Below are 17,929 nucleotides of genomic sequence, written 5' to 3' on the forward strand. Positions count from 1 at the left end.
CCCTCAATCCTCGGCACGGGGCTTCTTGACGCCAGGCACGCTGGATCGCCCTTCGGCCACGTCCTGACCCCGACCAGTGAGGTGAGCCACCTGCACCTGGGCAAGGCGTTCGATGCGCACCAGCCCCTGCTCATCCAGCCAGGCCAGCAGGGTCTTGACCCGATCCCGGGATACCCGGCCGGTACCCAGCTGGTCGAGGCAGTCATTGAGGATCGACTCGTTGGCGGCCCCGCCGATATCGAGCAAGGATCGCAAGATCACCAGGCGTTGCTGGGCGTCCAATATCACTTGAATGCTCATGTTCTCTCCTTGAGTTCATTTTCCAGCAGCAGGTCGGCGAGCCGGCGGGCCTGGCGCAGTTCCGGCGCCAGTGCCCGCAGCTCACCACGCAGTTCGCTGATCTCCAGCTGCAGGGTGTGCAACTCCTTCTCGGTCGGCAGATCCGAGAGTTGCTGCTCGACCCTGGCCACCCTGGCGGCCAGGCCGGTGACATCCTCCCGCTTGGCGTAGGTCTTGGAGAGCAGGATGATGACAATCAACCCCACCAGACTGGCCAGGGCGTACAGGGGCCCCCAGTTCTTAACGATGAAATCCCACACGGATTGCCTCCTTGCGCTCGAATAGGGTCTGGCACTCGATGCAGCGCGGCGCATCGGGTTCGGCATGCAGCCGCGCAATCGGGATGGGCTCATCACAATCGCAACAGATGCCATCGCCACGGGGTTTGGGCCTTGCCCGGTGGGCGTCAATAAGGCGCCCGGTCCGCTCGGCGTCGAGCTGCTGGGCGCGATCTATGGGGTCGCTCAAGGGTGTCTCCTGCCCGACTTGATGGCTTATTTGATGACGTGGGTCGCCTTGAGGCGCCCCCAGATGGCCAGCAGGCCGCCGATGGCACTGGCCAGATCCACGGCGGTGGAGACCAGGCTGGTTTGGGTACCGGTATCGATCGGCACGCCGAACAGGCCGGCGATACCGGCTCCCACGGCGATTACGCCGCCGATGACGGCGCGACTCCTGAGCGCAGGCTTTGCTTGGGGTAACAGGGAATCAGGCATGATGGGCTTCCTTAGGTTGGGTTGGGGTAAGACAGGCACGGGCCCGCAGGCGATCCAGCTCGCCCACCGACCGCCAGCCCTGCTCGTACAGGGATTGGCGAGTGGCGTGATGGCTGTAGAGCGGGATGGCCTCCAGGTCCGCACCGGCCAGGGCGGCCTTGAGATGGGCGCGGCGCCCATCCTTGAAGCAGGCGAGGTAACGGGGGTTCTTGAGCTCAGGGATGCCGAAATAGCCGGCCACCTCGATCCGCTGCTGGGCCCGTTGGCGCTTGTTGGTGAGGCTGGGTTTGCTCATGCCGCCCCCTCACCGAACCGGGTCGAGAGCAGGTAACTCTGCAGGCGCAGCAGGCGGTTGCTCCAGCCGTGAGCATTGACCCACTGGCTGGGGTCTTTGCGCACGATGCCAAGCATGAAACCGGCGCGGACCTCAAGCAGCGCGAGCAGCAGGGCCCGGCCACCATCCCGGCCGGTCTTGGCGGCCAGCACCCGCAAGGTTTGCGAGCCCAGCACCCCATCGACCATGACACCGAGCGCCTGCTGCAACTGGCGCACTGAGCGGCCAGGGCCGTGATGCACGGCCCCATCGAACAGGGCGATGGCAATCAGCGGACAGACGCTATCCACCCGATCGCAACGGGCTGGCAGCCAGTAGTTCGCGCGGTAAAACAGCTGGGCGTGGGCAGGGGTCGCATCGCCGACGGCAATATCCGGCCGACCATCCCGATCGAGGTCGAGCATGCCATCTTTCTTGCCGTCGGCGGCATCGGCCATGCCGAACTTGGTGTGGCCGCCACGGTCGGCCGGGTGGTTGACCTCGCCCCCTTCCACATCGGGACGGAGCAACCAGGCAAGAGCAATCGGGTAGGTATCAGGCAACATAAAAGGCCCCTCGATAAACTGCGTTATCGCAGCGTACCGAGGGGCCTTTTTGTCGGGGGTTTATGGTGGGTTACATGAAGACTAGAGGTCGTCAGATCATTGAATGAATATACTGGTAACAGTAGTGTTCTTCACGGCGTTGTGATTTACATAGTAGGGGGTACCTAACGTTCGAATTCACCGGCCTATACAGTTTCTCGCTCAGGTTTGATTGAGCTATTTTGCATTATGCCCCCTCTGAATCGATTTCCTACGGCGCACCGATCGGAATTGCAGAGGGCGACTTTGTACTCAACTCAAGAAGGCGCGCAAATATCTTCTCCTCCGCTTTCAATGGTGCTTGCATATTCTGTTGCCCAAAGAACGCAGCAAGGTAACCGCAACCAGCGTGTAGCACGCCGATAAAGATCTCTTCCAAATGACGCACGGTTGCGGCTTGAAATGCCTCAGTAGTTTTCTCGCCCTTCAAATGCGCCGAGTAGAAGTAGCTTGCGCCGAAGGGAGAGCCATGAATGATCTCGGATGAAAGAGAGTAGATCAGACCATAAGCTGCAAGCAGGCGTGACCCAGATCGACGACCAGCTAATTCGCCAATTATCCTTATACGGCTGGGCACATCGAGATTAGTCCACGAGCCGTTGCCCTTACCACTGAACTCAGGATACTCCCTCGCGAGTGTGGCTTTTGGATCAGGGTCGGAACGAACCTCGATCGAGAACTCACCGCTTCCAAATTTTCTATTGTGGTGACGCCAAGCAGCAAAATCGATGTACCGGATGGCTCGTGCAGCTACATTGTCTGATTCGACCAAAAGATAGCTAGCATTCACGAAAGATTCGATTGTCGATCTGGCGATCGGATAAGCGTCTCGAACCGGTATGCCGCGAAGTTTCGCCATGTGAAGCAACGTTTCAAGCGACTGACCCGCAGCCATCGCCAGAAATGTGCTTGTGCGCCGCTGTCCGTCACCAAGTGTACAAGTTAGCTTTTCCCCTTCGAACGTTGCTGGGCCTTCAGACGCGACGAAAAGCGCGAGACGAAGAAATTCCTGCTGAAGCATTGCCAAGCCACGCAGGGAATCAATGAGTGGAAGTTCTTCAGGATCCATAACACCTAACATTTGAATTCGTCGGCCACCAACGGTGGTCCGGAGTGATAATGGGTTGGCAGCAACTAGAACACTGTCTTCGTAACTTTCGCAACACCGTCAATAAGATCATGAACCTGCTCTACGGTCGGTTCAACAGCCTTGTTGTGACTGCACAAATTTCTTATGTCGCCAAGATGCTGATGGAATCTCCATTGAGTTGTTTCAATAGCTGAAGCATTTTTGAGTGCCTCATTGAGGTCTGCAATAGTCGGGTGTGTCTTTGTGATTCTGATATTGTGAGCAACACACACCTCATACAAATGCTTCTCCAGCACAACCCCGGCTAATGCGCCAGCGGCACGAGTGAACTTGTGCTTCAACAATTCACGAGCAACATCTAACTCCGAGTCTAAAAGATCGGCTTGAACGAGTTGACGAATATCATATAGCGAACTCTCAAATCGTCGTTTGATGGAGTTGAGAATTGCAATCTGCTGCGTCAGATGAGTTGTCGCAGACTTCTGCTCTGCTATTACCTGGCCGTTTCGAGTGGTTCGCAGCCCCTGCAGTGCGTCCTCAATACGATAATTCTCAAAATCTATATCCTTACGACCTTTTGGTTTTTCGTAAAGGCGGACGAAATCATTCAGTCGATCAGGAAGAAGCTGCTTGATTAGAACCAAGCACTCGGAATACCAAGGTTGGTATGCTCTCGTGAAATCAGGAATAGCATCCATATGCGCTTTCACTACTACCTTATCTCCACCGAAGGCTTTAAGGGCCGCAGCTTCATACTCTTCTTTGCCAAAGCAAAGTAAGGAAAACGACTGCTGCAACCGCACTGCATCGCTCTCCAAACGCTCAAAGTCCTCCTTGTATCTGTCTAGGTTCGACGCCATTTAATGATATCCCCTTGATTTTATTTAAAAATTTAAGATGGTAAAAAACAATCTATTCGCAATAAATGTACTTTGCACAGTCTAATTTCACTATTTTTGTTTTAGCAACTCTAATATGTAAGAGTCAATCGGTTATTGGTATTTCGGGCTTGTATAGACCGCCTCTGTACCCCCCACAACAACTGTTTTGATCAGTGATTAGTGCTCTACAACCGCTTCATACTCCATGTCTGAACACTCTCACTGAAAAAAAATCGTTACCGTTTCATGCAATCCATACTATTGAAGGCAAGGAAGATAACCGATTACAGCTTTGCAGATAGATAAAGAAAGACCCACCTAGGTGGGATCTTTCTTTATGGCTAGAACAATTCCGGCTGCATCCGCCGTCGGGTCAGCAACCTCTGCTCCGCCACTACCGCATAAGTCTGCGGCACGGAGAGGCCGTGCTTACGGGCCAACTGGTCGATGTTGCGGCCGTTGAACTCATCCCAGATGGCTCTGTCCCGCAGCGCGGCCTTGAGATGATCGCCGGTGGGGATGTAGTAGGCGCGGCCCCCCATATAGTGAGCCTGCACCAATGCCAGCTTGCGGGCCTGGGCCAACGCCTTATCCGCCGCCATCCCGCCGCGCCCCAGCTCACAGGCGAGCACATCGACCAGCTCGGCCAGCGCCTTGGGCCACTTGGCGGTCAGCTCGGCCGCCGGGATCTGATCCAGCCGGTCCACCAACTGCCCCAGGGATTCATGGTCATCGGCGAACAGGTCCAGATTCTCCTGGTTGCTATCCATCTCATCCATGTTGCACCTCCGCCTGCATCTGCTCAAAGGCAGCCACAACGGCCTGATAGCCCGCCACCGCACCGCCCCTACCGACGGGAACGCGCCGTTTGGCGGCCCGCAGCGCCTCAACCATCGCCCGCTTGTGCCAGTGCTTGAGGGATTCCAGCACCGAATAAGCCAACGCACCATCGAGCCAGGACACCTCGGCCACACCCACCCCGTTATTGATCCGCACCGTCTGACGCTCCACATAGTGATTGAGCGCCGTCTCGCTGCCATCACGCAGCAGGCCGTGTTTGGCCATTGTGATCCAGATAGCCCGGATCACTCCTATCTCAGCCGTCCGAACCTGGGTACCGCTGACCGGGCTTAAACGCTTCTGCTTGCCTCCTTTTACGCCACGTTTAACAGTCGGTTTAAACCCCGCCCCCTTCATGGCCTGCAGCACCTTGTCCAGCTCCTGGATCGACAGCGCTGCCGCCGAGCGCTTGCCACTCTGCTGGGCCAACAGCTCTCGATAGGTTTCCTCATCCAGCCCCAGGGAGCGGCGTCCCACCTGTACCAACCGGATCAAGCGGGTACGTTCATTGTTTGCTGTCATGATTTTTCCCCACTTTTGCCACCCAGATTTGACCGGCGGGCACATCGTTTCCATTGCGCCACTCAGGGCAATGACTATCGAGCCACTGCTCGGCGCCTTGCTGGCTCAAAGGGCCAAACTTCATCACATAGGCCAGCAAGCCCTGCCAATTAGACGCCGCCATGACTGACCTCTGCCGCTCTGGCTTGCTGCAGCTCTGCCACAAGTTGCCAGCGCATCTGGCTGGCCTCCCCTGCCAGGGCAAACAGCCCTTGGGCACGAGCTTCTCTATCAAACTGCTTGAGCTGTCTGCACACAGCCCGTCTATCAGGGGTCGCCTGTGCAATGGCGGCCGCGCTGAATATCTTGGTAAGCCGAATATCCATATCTATCTTGGTCATCGCCGTGCTCCTTTACAGGCGGTGAACGCCTGGGCCGCTCTTTTCCACACATAAGTCGGCTGCTCATCAGTGCCCGGCCACCACGCCGGACAGACAGGGCGGCGCGGCCGCCCTGTTTCGCACTGTCACTACTCGAACTGCAGTGGCATCAGATCCTGGTACTCCTCTTCGCTCAGCGGCGCCGGGCCCAGCCCCAGCACCCATAACAACGCGGCCTTAATACCGTCCTCATAGGTGTCATCGGGATAGCAGGTGCCTTCGGTCTCGCTGATCTGTTCACAGAGCTGCAGTTGCTCTTCGGCTTGTTCTACGTTGATATTCATTGCGCACTCCTCCCTTACAACTTCGCCAGATCCAGGCTCATCTGGACGTAACGCCCCTGAGCGTCACGCTCGTAGAGCCGCAGGTATTGACTGGTGCCGGTCACCTGGATGGCGTCGGCGATCGCCTGCATGGCCTGCTCCCAGTCGGCGTCCTCGATGTTGAGCTGACGCAGGGAGAGCACCTGGTTGACGTCGATATGACCGGCCTTGGAAACCCGAAAGGCGTGGTCCACCAAGGCCCGCAGCTTAGGACTGGCCCCATCGCTCCAGCGCTCGATGCAGCTATCGATCAACACCTTGGCCGCCTGGATCCGTTCATCAAATTTGCGGTGTTCCCCCACCGCTCGAATGAGCTTGTAGCGCCCGTCGAAGCTGAGCAGAGTCACGTTGCCCTTGGTGCCGCCCCAGGCCACCCCGTACTGCTCGGCCGAGAGGTCCACAAAGTCGGCGATCTGCTGCATGGCGCCGATCTTGAAGGCGGCAAGCAGTGAGCGCTGCTCGCGGGCCGCTGCGATGATGGCCATCACCACCTCATCGCGCAGTTTGTCGGCCGGGGCGATGAGGGTTTCCGGTACCCAGTGCCCCTGGGCGTTCTGCCGCATCGGGGTCGTGTTGCTGGTCTGTGCTTCTTGCATGAGGCTCTCCTTGATTTATCCCGTTGTTGTTCGGTGGTCGCTTACTGGCGCCAGTGCAGCAGGCAACCACCAAAGCGCACGATGGCGACATCCCGCACCACACCCGCGAGGCACTCTCGCCCCCACACTGCCCGCTTGGTCATCGCTTCGGGCAAGGGGCCAGTCACCGCCAGCAAGGGGGTATGGCATACCCGGCTGGTACTCACCTTGCACCCTTTCGCCGTCAGCCAGACCCGCAACTGCTCGGCGGTCTTCTGCAGATTTCTGTTCATCCCGTTCTCCTTGTGATGTCTCACTGGGCCCACCGCACACCCCGAGCCCGCTGGTTTACTGGCCGTGCTTCTCAACCTTGTCGAGCAGCCGGTTGTATTTGATGCCCAGGATCTTGAGCTCCTCGGCCAGCAGCTCAGCCAAGATGCGCAGGCTGCTGCTGGCGTTCTCGCCATCGCTTTTCGCCTGGCGGCGCAACCTGGAGAGGGTGGCCTCGGCGTCATAGCGGGTGCCCTTCTCCACGCCTCTGCCAACCTGTTCGACGGCCAGGCGCATCGGCCGACGCAGTTGCTGATCCTCACTGAGCTGGCTATGGGGGCAGCCGCTGTGACAGGCTTTCCAGAGCTTGATATCCATCGGTCTGGTCCCGACCTCGTCCGCTCTTCGGCGCTGAAACGCCAGGCACTGATGCACCGGGATCTCCCCCAAAATGGGACAGGTCACCTTGTGTCCCATCAGGTTGCCTTCCACCAACTTCTGCACCCGGGCCAGATCGCCTGGGTACTTCTCGTTGCAAACCTGGCTTATCGTGGTGCGGGACAGACCGAGCTTCTCGGCCACCACGGACAACGAGCTGGCCCCGACCTCGGCTTGCAATACCTCAAGCCACGTGTCCATGTTTCTCCTCCTCAACCAGGAACGGATAGAGCCGCTGCTGATTCTGATCCCAGCAACCGTTTTGGCGGACAATGGGGGCAAAGCGACCGGTATCTCTCAGCAACTGGTACTTGGCGACCTCTCCACGATGTGGCATGGCTTTGGCCTGAACTTTTACGTAACCAGCCTTGGCCAACGCCTTTGCATAGACGCCTGCATGGTTACTGGTTGAATTCGAGGTCATCGCCAATTCCGTCAACGTGAACACCCGACTGATTTTCATGGTGTTCCACATCTTTTGTTGGCTGGTCTTGCGCCGGCTTTTCCGCTTCTTCCGAGAGATGCAAGTTCCTTGATTGGTGCCAAATTTGGGTGGTTCATTCACATCCGAAACTTGATACCGATTGCAGCCAAACACCTCTCTTTGGCGCAATGGCCCTTCTACAACGCAACTGAGATGGCCGCTCGCTAACCAACGACGCATCAGGGCATATAAATTTGCTTGCTTAACGTCTGTCGCTGCGAGTAACTCACTCATATCGAACGAGTCCTGTTTACACATCCACAACCAAGCCTCTTCCGTCTTGGACTTATCGTTGATATCAACCACTGGTATCCCTCCCGTGCTTTGTTGTTATTTGGTGGTCCTCACGGCTACCGGCTGCGGCGCACGTCATGCAGCAGTTCGCTGGAATCTACGTCCTCCAGCCGGATAATCCGGGCATCAGAGGCCATGGCCATCTTCTCGATCTTGTCCAGGGCCGAGACGATGGTCCTCACCACCCCGTTCGAGCGTTTGCGGATAAGGTCCAGCAGGGCGTCGTCAATCTCCACGTCCACCTCCAGCATCTCGTTGGCGATGAGGGACACATCCTCCAGGTCGGCGGGCTTGAATTCGATCCACTGGGAGATGCGGTTAAACAGCTGCTTGCGCTGGCTGATGCGGCGGGCAATCTCTTCCATCCCCACCAGGATCAGCGGCTGTTCGGTGGCGTCATAGATATCGCGCAGGGTCTCCATGATGCGGGCATTGCCGACCACGTAATCCGCCTCGTCCACGAAGATGGCCAGCTCCTCGGCCCGCACCGCTTCGACGATGCTATCGACCTGGGCCCGCAGGTTGTGGCGCTGGGGAATGCCGATCTCCTTGGCGATCTGCTCCAGCAAGCTGGTCACGGTGTCGGCCTTGTAGCAGCGCACATAGATGCCGTTCACCTCGTCCTGGTTGAACAACCACTCCACGGCAGTGGTCTTGCCAAAGCCCGAGGGACCGTGGATCAAACCGATGCCCGGCACGATGCTGGAACGGTTGAGCAGGTTGTCGAGCAACTGCTCGGTCTTGATCATGTTTTTGACTTCGACGATCTTGTGTTTCATAGTCTTTTTGTCCTTATGAGGTTGTTTTACAGGGCCGCTTGCTAACCTTTTGCCTGGGCGTTGCGAGTGGCCCTGATACTTTCCAGATGGCGGATAATCCGTTTCGCCATCAGCTTGTGGCTGTAGAGGTACTTGCTCAGCCACTCCTTCTCCCGCTCGCCGAGCGGGGTATCCAACTCCTTCTCGGCCAGATACATGGCCTGCTCGTACTCGGTCTTGAGCGCCCTGGATTCCTGCCCGGCAGTCGCCTGTGCGCGGGCTGCTTTCTCTTCGCGGCGGGCTTCTATCGCAGCCAGCTCTGCCGCGCTGAATTGGGCAGGTTCAGTGGATGCAGCAATGCCTGAGAGCGCAGCCAATGCCGGGTTATCGAGCCCGAGATCACTGCGTTGGAACTGGGCAACGTCTCGCGCCTGGTCAACGAAGTGGCGCACCACATCCTGATGCAGCTCGTCGATGCCAAAGGTCTTGGCGAGGCTGCGCATCTCGCGGCGAAAACTCGCCAGCGCCTTGGCATCGGCACGTTTGGCGGCGCGGAAAGCATCCGGGCTCACCCCGTTCCCCAGCAGGTCAAGGTTCACGGCCTCGATCCGCTCGTTCCAGTCGCCGGTGCGGTACAAGATGGCGCGGCCCACATCGCTCGGGTCGAGGAACACGCTGACCCGCTGGCTCTTCCAACTGTTCTCCAGTAACTCCGGGGCGCTGTACTTGAGGCCGCCAGCCTTGATGAAGCCCTTGGAGACAGTGGCCTCACCGATATGGTTGAGCAGCAGATCCAGCGCCGACTCATCGACGATGGCGCGGCGTTGGTAGCGGGCGATTTGGTACTTCTCGTTGGGGGTCATCCCGAGTGAGCTGTGCTTGCGGTTGTGATAACGGGCATCGAGCCAGTCATCGAGCAGGGTCTGTAACTGGCCGGCTGTCATGGCAAGTTCGTAGATCTCTTTTTCCGCATCCGGCTTGCGCTTCTCCTCCAGCCGCTGGGCAAAGCTCTTGCGAGCCTCGATCACTTGGCGATCGGCCACGCAGTGCCCGATATAGGCGGGCAGCAACTCGATCAGACCGTGGGAAAGAGTGCGGAAAAAGCGCTCGATATGCGGCTTCTCCCATCCCGAATAGGCGTTGGATCGGCTGACGTTCATGCCGAGCAGGGTGCAGATGGACATGACCCGCTGGCTCACGTAATCGGAGCCGTTGTCGGTACGCATCACCCCGTTGTCGTTGAGGGTGCCCCAGGTCAGCAGGGTCTTGCGCAGCAGCAGGCAGATCCCCTCGCTCGATGAGGTCTTGGCCACCAGCAACCGCACCCGACGGGTGAACACATCGATCACCGCGATAATGCTGTGGCGCCCTTCCACCAACATGGCATCGACAGGGGTACTGTCGAACTCCCAGACGTCGTTGGGCTGGCCCATCCAGGGGTACATCTCTTCGATGGCAGCGCGGTACTTGTTGTTGTAAGCGTCGGGGTTGGTGGCATAGGTAAAGGCCACCTTGTTCTCTGCCAACCACTTGACCAGCCAGCGGCGCAAGGAGGACTGGCTGGGGATCTGCCAGCCAAGCTGGTTCATCTCGCTGTACTGGGTCGCCAACTCATGCAGCGCCCCCCACTTGTTGGCCAAGTGCGGTTTGGCGGTGATCAGTGCCGTGAGGAACCGGGCCAGATCCGGGCTTTGCTCGACGCTGGATGGCCGCTCCCGCTGGTAGTTGCCTGCCAGTGCCGCCGGACCAGCATCCGCCAGGGTGCCTTGCCAGCGCCGCAAGGTGATCAGGCTGAACGGCTTTTGTTGCTCATAGACGCTCACAGGTAGTGACAGGCTGCGGGTGCGGTATGCCTCGATAAAGGCGCGGCGCCCCACCTCCCCTTGCTGGCAGGCTTGATAAGGTGCCAGGAAGAGATCGGCGGCCTGCAGGATCAACAACCGGGCATCTACCTTCTTGCGGGCCGCGGCCCCCAGGGTCAGCAATTTACGCCCCGCATCCGGCTTCACCGGCACCTCGCGGGCAAGCAGCTTGGCCATCGCCTTGCCGCCGGCCGCATGATCGGTCACCGCTTGCCCTTGCTGGGCGACAGCCTGCTCCGCCAGATAACGTCGGGTTTCTGCGGGCAGCGAGCTGATGTGGTATTCAACGCCCTTGCCTTTCTCGCGCTTGCGACTTTGCCACTCTTCACGCTCAGCCTTTTTGCGCACACCATCGGGATAGGCTGGCATGCCAATCAATCCGGCCAACCCTTGGGCGGTGAACCAGGTACTCATTGGCCACCTCCCAGCAAGTCGATGCCCAGCGAGTCGGAAAGCTGCGCCATGATGGAACGACTTTCCCTGCGCTTGGGGCTGATGCCCATGGAGGGGGCATATTGTTTGATGCAGCGCTGCACTGCTCTGGGATGCAACCCTTTGGCGCGGGCCCAAGCAGCCTGGGAATATCCGCGTTTTATGAGCTCAGCCCTGATCCACTCTGGTGTTTTCCCTGACATACTCACCCCGTTTCGGTATCATCAAGTGTCGCGGCGCGTATCTTTATCATTCATAAAAGAATGATTTTATGTCGCAATGCGTCACATATGAATGATTGATCACCCCAAAAAGATTGACAAGTCTTTTTGTGCGGAATTTTTTGTCTATCGACTCACCAGCAATAGCCACTAGCCGAGAATTCCTTGTATGTCAGAGCGTTATGAAGAAAAACCACAAGCAGCACAAAAAGACGGTGAGGTATCTTTTCTGACGGTTGGAATGGATACTCTGAGTGACCGCCTGGACGAGCTACGTGGGAGTCTGAGCTACAAGGCATTCGCCGAGTTGGTAGGAATGAGTGAGTCGGGGATGCGCAAATACTTCCCTCCGTTCAATTCGCTGCCCACCATCGACAAGGCGCTGCGCATTGCGCGAACGTGCAATGTGAATCTGGAGTGGCTGGCCACGGGCCAGGGCCCGAAACATCCCGATGGGGTTGCCGAGCAGGCTGTGCGACCTGATGAGTTTGATGAGGAGTACGCGCTGATCGATGGCTACCATGTCACCGTGAGTACCGGCCATGGCGCGTTTAATGATGATCATGAGGTTAAACGCAAGCTGGCCTTTCGCCGCAAGTGGCTCACGTTCCGTAAGTTGAGCCCGGATAACCTGGTGGTGGTCTTTGCCAAAGGCGACAGCATGGAACCCACCATTCACTCTGGCGACTCCATCCTGGTCGATATCAGCAAGAATCAGATCGAAGACGGATCCATCTTCGTGTTGCGGCTGGGAGAGGAACTCTATGCCAAGCGCTTGCAGAAGAACTTCGATGGCGGGATCACCATCATCAGCGATAACCGGGTTGATTATCCCCTGCAGGTCGTTCCCGCCAACCAGTTGGAAAGCCTGGCCGTGATCGGCAAGGTTGTCTGGGCCGGGCACGATTTTTTTTAAACCCATCTAATCACTGTTAGACAGCGGTTTAAACATGGCGGCGTCACGCCAGAGTTAAAAGTCAGAGTTATCATTTTCAGCGCATCGCTCCCAAGAGCGATGCGCTTTTTATCATTTTGAGGCCACCAGAACCAGGCACCTCCCGATCATCCTCCAAACCTTGTCAGCCTTGAGTTTGTCCCACGAGATCCCACTTGCTTTCGGCTGCTCCCGGTTTTCTCACTCTTGGTGACTGGTTACAAAACCTTTCTGGTGAAAACGACAAGCAGCACACTCCGGGATCAGGGTCGATGACCTCGATGCGCAGGCCGAGCACGCCCCCAAGCAGGCCTACGGCTTCGCCGATACCGTTCGCCGAGATCGTCGCCCTCTTCCGCGCCGCCATGTGAGGGGCTGTTGTTTGTCAGGGCCGCCACGCGGCCCTTTTTATTGGCAGGAGGATCAATGGCTTTTTACTTCCGCACGGGGAGTGGGTATGATTTGCCGAGCTAAAAAAGACTGTATGGATGATCTGAACCCGATATGCGGATGAAACACCTGATTGCCGCGGCCCTGACCGCCCTCACCCTGTCCGGTTGCAGCCTGGTCTATCGCATCGATATTCCTCAGGGCAACTATGTGGAACAAAAGCAGGTCGACAAGCTGCGCCAGGGCATGACCCGCGAGCAGGTCGAGTTCGTGCTGGGTTCTCCCATGCTGCGCGACGGCTTTGACCCCAACACCTGGTACTATCTCTATGAGTTCCAGCCAGGTCGTGGTGACAAGGAGCGCAAGGAGCTGACCCTGAACTTCGTGGGTGACAGACTCGCCACCGCCACGGGTGACTTCCCCCTCCCCGCCGCCTTCACCACCCCGCTCTGACAGCATCACAAAACCGGCCAAGGCCGGTTTTTTCTTGTCTGGCCTCCGATCGGGTTCCGCAGGGGCGCACTCCCTGAACCATGATCAAGGACGTCAACGCCCCTCATCATCCCCTCAAGGAGATCACATGAGCCAGATCCTGATCGCCGGGGCAACCGGCCTGGTAGGCCAGGCCCTCATCCGACAGCTCGGCACTGAGCACCAGCTAACCCTGCTCTGCCGCCAGCCGGGCGAGGCCGCCCCCAACCGGCACTGGCTGCCGGTAGACTTCGAACGCCTAAACGAGGTGGCGCTACCCGGCCCCGTCGACATGGCCTTCTGCTGCCTCGGCACCACCCGCAAGGACGCCGGCTCCGATGAGGCCTTTCGCCGGGTCGATCACGACTATGTGCTGGCCTTTGCCGCCCTGGCCCGCCGCCACGGCTGCCGGCGCCTGCTGGTCGTCTCCAGCCTGGGGGCCAATTCGCGCTCTCCCGCCCTCTATCCCCGCACCAAGGGCGAGATGGAGCAGGCCTTGCTGGCGCAGGCGTGGCAACGACTCGTCATATTGCGCCCCGCCATGCTGCTCGGCCATCGCGAGCCTTCGCGCCGCTCAGAGCAGATAATTCAGGCCATCTATCCCTGCATAAAACCCCTGCTGCAGGGGCCCCTCAAGCGCTGGCGGGCCATAGAGGCGAGCCAGGTGGCACATGCCATGGCGGTACTCGCCAGGCAAGAGAGCGGCATCGAAACGGTGCAAAACGAGCGCCTGCTCACCCTGTGATGACGCGGGGGCCTCTATCTTCCCATAGGCTCCTGGCGGCGGTACTGAATCAAAAAGAGGCGCCATGGCGCCTCTTCTGTTCTCCCTTGCCAGCCCATCAGGCCGGGTCGGCATCGTCCCGCTTGCGGTGCACGTCGGGGCGCCCGCCGGTGACCACATCGGCCCGCCCCTCTTCCTTGGCCTTCTCGGCCCGCTTCTTGCGCATCTCCTTGGGATCGGCGATGAGCGGACGGTAGATCTCGATGCGATCCCCGTCCTGCACCGGCTCGCTGCCCTTGACCGGACGGCTGTAGATGCCGAACTTGTTGACCGAGAGATCGATCTCCGGGTGTTTCTGCACTATGCCGGACTGCTCGATGGCGGCCAGCACGCTGGTGCCCGGGGCCACCCGGATGCACAGCACGGTTTGTCGCTCGGGCAGGGCATAGGCCACTTCGATATTGAGCAGATCAGACACCGTAGACCACCTTGGCGCGGTTGGAGAAGGCGAGCACCATGGAGCCCACCAGGTCGCGGAAGATCTGGCCAAAGGCCAGCTCGATCAGCTTGGAGGTAAATTCAAAGTCGAGATCGAACTCCACCTTGCAGGCATCCACGTCCAGCGGCGTGAAGGTCCACCAGCCCGCCAGCTTGCTGAAGGGGCCCTCCACCAGTTCCATCTTGATGGCGCGGTTGGCATCGAGCAGGTTGCGGGTGGTAAAGGTCTTGGCGATGCCAGCCTTGGCCACATCCACCGAGGCCATCATGTAATCCTCACCCGTCTCGTGAACGCGGCTGCCGACACAGCCGGGCAGAAACTCGGGATACGCGTGAACATCATTGACCAGACGGAACATTTGTTCCGCGCTGAACATCACCAGGGCACTGCGAGTAATACGGGGCATGGGCTTTCCTCATTCAATCGGGCCGATTTTATCACCTTGCCAGCCAAAATCACCGCCGAAACTGCTCACCTGACCGCCACGCGCGCAATTGCCGCCTTTGCGGCCCCTGGTCATCACGTCGAAATCACCTTGCCTGTCAAAAACATCACCGAACTGCTCACAAAGCCGCCACTCGAGTGGTTGCGCGTTTTACAGCCGCCGCCACCCACGTATAATGCGCCTTCCTAAACATTGCCGAAGGCCCCCGTCATGAGCAAAAAAAACAGTAAAAACAAAGCCGGGTCCAGCACCATTGCACTCAACAGAACCGCCCGTCACGAGTACTTCATCGAAGAGCGCGTGGAAGCCGGCCTGTCCCTGCAAGGGTGGGAAGTCAAATCCCTGCGGGCGGGCAAGGCCAACATCAGCGAAGCCTATGTCATCTTCCTGCAGGGCGAAGCCTTCCTGTTCGGCTCCAGCTTCCTGCCGCTGAACGCCGCCTCCAGCCACGTGGTGTGTGACCCGACTCGCACCCGCAAGCTGCTGCTGAGCCGCCGTGAACTCGACAAGCTCGAGAGCCTGGTTGCCCGCCAGGGCTACACCATAGTGCCGCTGGCGCTCTACTGGAAAGAGTGCTGGGTCAAGGTCGAGATCGGCCTGGTGAAGGGCAAGAAAGAACACGACAAGCGGGAAGACACCAAAGCCCGGGAATGGGACCGTGAGAAGGCCCGCATCATGAAGAACAAGAACCGCGGTTGATTGTGCGCCGCCAGCGCCCGTGCGGCGACCAATAAACCAGCAATCGACCGGCCCATGCCGGTCGATTGCCATCAACGCCTTGCCATGGCAGGATTTTTGCGTACAATCGCTTTTGACAACTTGGGGCTGATTCTGGATTCGACAAGATTCACGAAACCCAAGGTGCATGCCGAGGTGCGGTAGGCCTCGTTAACAAACCGCAAAAAAATAGTCGCAAACGACGAAAACTACGCACTCGCAGCTTAATAACCTGCGCTGAGCCCTTCTCCCCTAGCTTGCCTGTGTCCTAGGGAATTGGAAGGTCATCCTTCACAGGATCGTGTGGAAGTCCTGCTCGGGGCGGAAGCATTAAAACCAATCGAGCTAGTCAATGCGTGGCGTGTCTCTCCGCAGCGTGTTGGCGAATGTAAAGAGTGACTAAGCATGTAGTACCGAGGATGTAGTAATTTTGGACGGGGGTTCAAATCCCCCCAGCTCCACCAAACGTTTGGAAAAGGCCACTTCGCAGGAAGTGGCCTTTTTTTATTGCTTGCGTTCATGTCTCTTAGCTGGCACTGACAGCCTGTCCGGGGCTGTGGAGGGTGGAATGGCCCTGATGCCGCCCTCTGCCGTGGCAGAGGGCGTCCTCGCGATGGAGGCTAGTCGACGGGTGTCAGGACCAGCCTGCGCCAGGGCCCCGTGATGTCACAGTGCCCCGTTTCATCCGTATTTTGCCAGCCCAGACGATGGTAGAACGCCAGCGCCGTGGTGTTGCGGGTGGCCACCTTGAGGGATGCCGGGGGTTTGTGTCCGGCGAGCCCGGCGGCCAGCAAGGCTCGCCCCATTCCCTGGCCATGCCAGTCGGCCACCACATAGAGGTGATGCACGAAGCTGTCTTGACCCCAGATGGAGACAAATCCGCAGGGAGTGCCGCCCTTCTCTGCCACCCAGATCTGCTCACCTTGGGTCTGCTCGGCAAAATCCTCCAGCCTAAACAGGGAGGGCTCGACCCAATGGAATGCCTGTCGCCTTCCCTTGAGGAACAGTTGCGCCAGCATGGGTTCATCTGCATCTCGCATCATTCTGATCATGAAGACATCCTTGATTTGCCTGCTCACTGCCTCCCACTCTCGATGGATCCCGCCGCGCTGTCAAATCGGCAATTTGGACCCCCTTGAATACGTGATGGTGTGATGCAGGGCTGCCTATTTTATCGCCTTAGGGGCTATACTGCCTGGGTCCCGTCCATGACTGGTTTGAGGTTCACTGATTTATGGATAACAAGCAAATAGAAGGCAGTATTCTGGTACCCGCCCACATCGACGATGTCTGGCGGGCCTGGACCACGGAGAGCGGTCTGCGCAGCTTTCTGGCGCCCGAATGCCTGATGGTGGCGGAACCCAACGGTCCTTTCGAAATCTATTTCAGGCCAGAGGCCCCGCTGGGGGAACGCGGCAGTGAAGGGTGCCGGGTGATGGCGGTCATGCCCCATGACTTGCTCAGCTTCAGCTGGAATTTCCCTCCCCAGTTTCCCCATATCCGTCAGCAGAAGACCCAGGTCAGCCTGCGCTTCGTGCCCGAAGGCCAGGGTACCCGGCTCCACTTCCTGCAAACCGGCTGGGCCCAGGATCCCGATTGGGACCAGGGTTATGCCTACTTCCGGGAGGAGTGGCTGGAGCTCAGCCTGCCAAGGTTGCAGTATCGCTTCACCCACGGCCCCATCGACTGGAACAATCCGCCGGGCAAGCCGCAGTTGAAATCTCTCGCCCAGTGAGGGAGCGATTGAAATGAAGAAGGACCCTGAACGGGTCCTTCTTCATGAGGGATCAGGCGGTCACTCCACCGACTCTTCATCGAACAGGGGGTGATAGAGCACCTCGCCCTGCAGACCGGCCAACCCCCCGGGCTGCAGCTCCATCGCCATGAAACAGTCGGCAGGCACCTCGTAGATGCAGTGCAGGCCGAAGTCGCTGGCGGGCCGGAAGCCGAAACGGGCGTAGTAAACGGGATCGCCAAGCACCACCACCGCCTTCCAGTCCATCTCGAGGGCCGTATCCAGCCCTTCCCGCACCAGATCCGAGCCTATACCCTGCCCCTGCCAGTCCGGATGGACGGCCACCGGAGCCAGCCCGAGCCAGGGACCTTCCTGCCCGTCAATGGTGATCGGGCTCAGCATCAGGTGCCCCATGAACTCGTACTCTTCCTCCTCGACCATGGTGACCACGGCGGCCCCACACTCGCGCAGGCGATTGACCAGTTCGGCCTCATCGGGACGACCAAAGGCGGCGCTCACCAGCTCGTAGACTGGCAGCATGTCGCCGGGACGCTCGGTTCTCAACATACAGGGTTACTCCTCGTACAGCAGGGCCGCCATTATTTCACAGAAGTGGCTCCTGACTTGAGCGT

The 17,929-nt window shown here is 58.7% G+C and carries 28 protein-coding genes and 2 other RNA genes; 6 read left to right on the plus strand and 24 right to left on the minus strand.

Features of this window, described 5'->3' with window-relative positions:
* Positions 1–3: 3 nt before the first annotated feature.
* From KW824_RS04295 to KW824_RS04390, 20 genes are all read right to left on the minus strand, one after another.
* The gene (locus KW824_RS04295; RefSeq protein ID WP_218409006.1) at positions 4–300 is read right to left on the minus strand and encodes an ArsR family transcriptional regulator; all 297 of its coding nucleotides are present in this window, start codon (positions 298–300) and stop codon (positions 4–6) included.
* Entirely contained in the window at positions 297–599 is a 303-nt protein-coding gene (locus KW824_RS04300; RefSeq protein ID WP_043133774.1) for a DUF2730 family protein, read from the minus strand. The genes KW824_RS04295 and KW824_RS04300 overlap by 4 nt, the downstream gene beginning before the upstream one ends.
* Positions 580–807 carry a TraR/DksA C4-type zinc finger protein gene (locus KW824_RS04305; RefSeq protein WP_042074576.1) on the minus strand — a complete coding sequence of 76 codons (228 nt, stop codon included), beginning with the start codon at positions 805–807 and terminating at the stop codon, positions 580–582. The genes KW824_RS04300 and KW824_RS04305 overlap by 20 nt, the downstream gene beginning before the upstream one ends.
* Positions 808–833: 26 nt before the next feature.
* Positions 834–1,055 carry a hypothetical protein gene (locus tag KW824_RS04310; RefSeq protein ID WP_218409007.1) on the minus strand — a complete coding sequence of 74 codons (222 nt, stop codon included), beginning with the start codon at positions 1,053–1,055 and terminating at the stop codon, positions 834–836.
* Complete coding sequence (locus tag KW824_RS04315; RefSeq protein WP_218409008.1) at positions 1,048–1,350, minus strand: hypothetical protein; 303 nt, start codon at positions 1,348–1,350, stop codon at positions 1,048–1,050. The genes KW824_RS04310 and KW824_RS04315 overlap by 8 nt, the downstream gene beginning before the upstream one ends.
* Positions 1,347–1,934 (minus strand): glycoside hydrolase family 108 protein, encoded by a 588-nt coding sequence (locus KW824_RS04320; protein WP_218409009.1) that lies wholly within the window; start codon positions 1,932–1,934, stop codon positions 1,347–1,349. The genes KW824_RS04315 and KW824_RS04320 overlap by 4 nt, the downstream gene beginning before the upstream one ends.
* Before the next feature lie 250 nt (positions 1,935–2,184).
* Positions 2,185–3,042 carry a DUF5677 domain-containing protein gene (locus KW824_RS04325; protein ID WP_218409010.1) on the minus strand — a complete coding sequence of 286 codons (858 nt, stop codon included), beginning with the start codon at positions 3,040–3,042 and terminating at the stop codon, positions 2,185–2,187.
* A gap of 65 nt (positions 3,043–3,107) precedes the next feature.
* Complete coding sequence (locus KW824_RS04330) at positions 3,108–3,923, minus strand: hypothetical protein (RefSeq protein ID WP_218409011.1); 816 nt, start codon at positions 3,921–3,923, stop codon at positions 3,108–3,110.
* A 362-nt stretch (positions 3,924–4,285) separates the two neighbouring features.
* On the minus strand, positions 4,286–4,723 hold the full coding sequence (locus tag KW824_RS04335; protein ID WP_371316581.1) for a Mor transcription activator family protein: 438 nt from the start codon (positions 4,721–4,723) through the stop codon (positions 4,286–4,288).
* A complete protein-coding gene (locus tag KW824_RS04340; protein WP_218409012.1) occupies positions 4,716–5,306 on the minus strand; it encodes a gp16 family protein in 591 nt (196 codons plus the stop codon). Before KW824_RS04340 ends, KW824_RS04335 begins: the two co-directional genes overlap by 8 nt.
* Positions 5,290–5,469 (minus strand): hypothetical protein, encoded by a 180-nt coding sequence (locus KW824_RS04345; RefSeq protein WP_218409013.1) that lies wholly within the window; start codon positions 5,467–5,469, stop codon positions 5,290–5,292. The genes KW824_RS04340 and KW824_RS04345 overlap by 17 nt, the downstream gene beginning before the upstream one ends.
* Complete coding sequence (locus KW824_RS04350; protein ID WP_218409014.1) at positions 5,456–5,686, minus strand: hypothetical protein; 231 nt, start codon at positions 5,684–5,686, stop codon at positions 5,456–5,458. Before KW824_RS04350 ends, KW824_RS04345 begins: the two co-directional genes overlap by 14 nt.
* Before the next feature lie 53 nt (positions 5,687–5,739).
* Positions 5,740–5,809, minus strand: an RNA gene (locus KW824_RS04355) — hammerhead ribozyme type II.
* 5 nt (positions 5,810–5,814) lie between these two features.
* Positions 5,815–6,009 (minus strand): hypothetical protein, encoded by a 195-nt coding sequence (locus tag KW824_RS04360; protein WP_218409015.1) that lies wholly within the window; start codon positions 6,007–6,009, stop codon positions 5,815–5,817.
* Between the two features lie 14 nt (positions 6,010–6,023).
* The gene (locus tag KW824_RS04365; RefSeq protein WP_218409016.1) at positions 6,024–6,644 is read right to left on the minus strand and encodes a DUF3164 family protein; all 621 of its coding nucleotides are present in this window, start codon (positions 6,642–6,644) and stop codon (positions 6,024–6,026) included.
* Between the two features lie 41 nt (positions 6,645–6,685).
* The gene (locus tag KW824_RS04370; protein ID WP_124813042.1) at positions 6,686–6,916 is read right to left on the minus strand and encodes a hypothetical protein; all 231 of its coding nucleotides are present in this window, start codon (positions 6,914–6,916) and stop codon (positions 6,686–6,688) included.
* A gap of 55 nt (positions 6,917–6,971) precedes the next feature.
* On the minus strand, positions 6,972–7,532 hold the full coding sequence (locus tag KW824_RS04375; RefSeq protein ID WP_180911498.1) for a transcriptional regulator: 561 nt from the start codon (positions 7,530–7,532) through the stop codon (positions 6,972–6,974).
* Positions 7,516–8,121, minus strand: coding sequence for a hypothetical protein (locus tag KW824_RS04380; RefSeq protein ID WP_043133130.1), 606 nt, complete (start codon positions 8,119–8,121; stop codon positions 7,516–7,518). Before KW824_RS04380 ends, KW824_RS04375 begins: the two co-directional genes overlap by 17 nt.
* 44 nt (positions 8,122–8,165) lie before the next feature.
* On the minus strand, positions 8,166–8,888 hold the full coding sequence (locus KW824_RS04385) for an AAA family ATPase (protein ID WP_218409017.1): 723 nt from the start codon (positions 8,886–8,888) through the stop codon (positions 8,166–8,168).
* Positions 8,889–8,929: 41 nt separating this feature from the next.
* The gene (locus tag KW824_RS04390; protein WP_218409018.1) at positions 8,930–11,143 is read right to left on the minus strand and encodes a DNA-binding protein; all 2,214 of its coding nucleotides are present in this window, start codon (positions 11,141–11,143) and stop codon (positions 8,930–8,932) included.
* 408 nt (positions 11,144–11,551) lie between these two features.
* Here KW824_RS04390 and KW824_RS04395 point away from each other — a divergent pair, with 408 nt between their 5' ends.
* The 3 genes from KW824_RS04395 (at position 11,552) to KW824_RS04405 (ending at position 13,922) form a co-directional block, all read left to right on the plus strand.
* Positions 11,552–12,298 carry a helix-turn-helix transcriptional regulator gene (locus KW824_RS04395; RefSeq protein WP_081332097.1) on the plus strand — a complete coding sequence of 249 codons (747 nt, stop codon included), beginning with the start codon at positions 11,552–11,554 and terminating at the stop codon, positions 12,296–12,298.
* Positions 12,299–12,820: 522 nt separating this feature from the next.
* Positions 12,821–13,159, plus strand: a complete 339-nt coding sequence (locus tag KW824_RS04400) for an outer membrane protein assembly factor BamE (RefSeq protein WP_005325779.1) — start codon at positions 12,821–12,823, stop codon at positions 13,157–13,159.
* 127 nt (positions 13,160–13,286) lie between these two features.
* Positions 13,287–13,922, plus strand: coding sequence for an NAD(P)H-binding protein (locus KW824_RS04405; RefSeq protein WP_218409019.1), 636 nt, complete (start codon positions 13,287–13,289; stop codon positions 13,920–13,922).
* A gap of 97 nt (positions 13,923–14,019) precedes the next feature.
* On the opposite strand, the gene KW824_RS04410 is transcribed toward KW824_RS04405, so the two are convergent.
* Positions 14,020–14,379, minus strand: a complete 360-nt coding sequence (locus KW824_RS04410; protein WP_043133124.1) for an RnfH family protein — start codon at positions 14,377–14,379, stop codon at positions 14,020–14,022.
* Positions 14,372–14,806 (minus strand): SRPBCC family protein, encoded by a 435-nt coding sequence (locus tag KW824_RS04415; protein ID WP_043133123.1) that lies wholly within the window; start codon positions 14,804–14,806, stop codon positions 14,372–14,374. The genes KW824_RS04410 and KW824_RS04415 overlap by 8 nt, the downstream gene beginning before the upstream one ends.
* A 249-nt stretch (positions 14,807–15,055) precedes the next feature.
* Here KW824_RS04415 and smpB point away from each other — a divergent pair, with 249 nt between their 5' ends.
* On the plus strand, positions 15,056–15,544 hold the full coding sequence (gene smpB, locus KW824_RS04420) for an SsrA-binding protein SmpB (RefSeq protein ID WP_041206169.1): 489 nt from the start codon (positions 15,056–15,058) through the stop codon (positions 15,542–15,544).
* Positions 15,545–15,666: 122 nt separating this feature from the next.
* Positions 15,667–16,026, plus strand: a transfer-messenger RNA (tmRNA) gene (gene ssrA / locus KW824_RS04425).
* 156 nt (positions 16,027–16,182) lie between these two features.
* On the opposite strand, the gene KW824_RS04430 is transcribed toward ssrA, so the two are convergent.
* Positions 16,183–16,614 (minus strand): GNAT family N-acetyltransferase, encoded by a 432-nt coding sequence (locus KW824_RS04430; protein WP_182785930.1) that lies wholly within the window; start codon positions 16,612–16,614, stop codon positions 16,183–16,185.
* Between the two features lie 182 nt (positions 16,615–16,796).
* Here KW824_RS04430 and KW824_RS04435 point away from each other — a divergent pair, with 182 nt between their 5' ends.
* Positions 16,797–17,297: an SRPBCC domain-containing protein gene (locus tag KW824_RS04435; RefSeq protein WP_005325836.1), complete on the plus strand. Its 501-nt coding sequence runs from the start codon at positions 16,797–16,799 to the stop codon at positions 17,295–17,297.
* Positions 17,298–17,357: 60 nt separating this feature from the next.
* Here the strand turns inward: KW824_RS04435 and KW824_RS04440 are convergent, their stop codons facing one another.
* Positions 17,358–17,864, minus strand: a complete 507-nt coding sequence (locus tag KW824_RS04440; RefSeq protein ID WP_218409020.1) for a GNAT family N-acetyltransferase — start codon at positions 17,862–17,864, stop codon at positions 17,358–17,360.
* Positions 17,865–17,929 lie beyond the last annotated feature (65 nt).

It is taken from the genome of Aeromonas sp. sif0611, from assembly GCF_019218845.1.
Taxonomy (GTDB): domain Bacteria; phylum Pseudomonadota; class Gammaproteobacteria; order Enterobacterales; family Aeromonadaceae; genus Aeromonas; species Aeromonas media.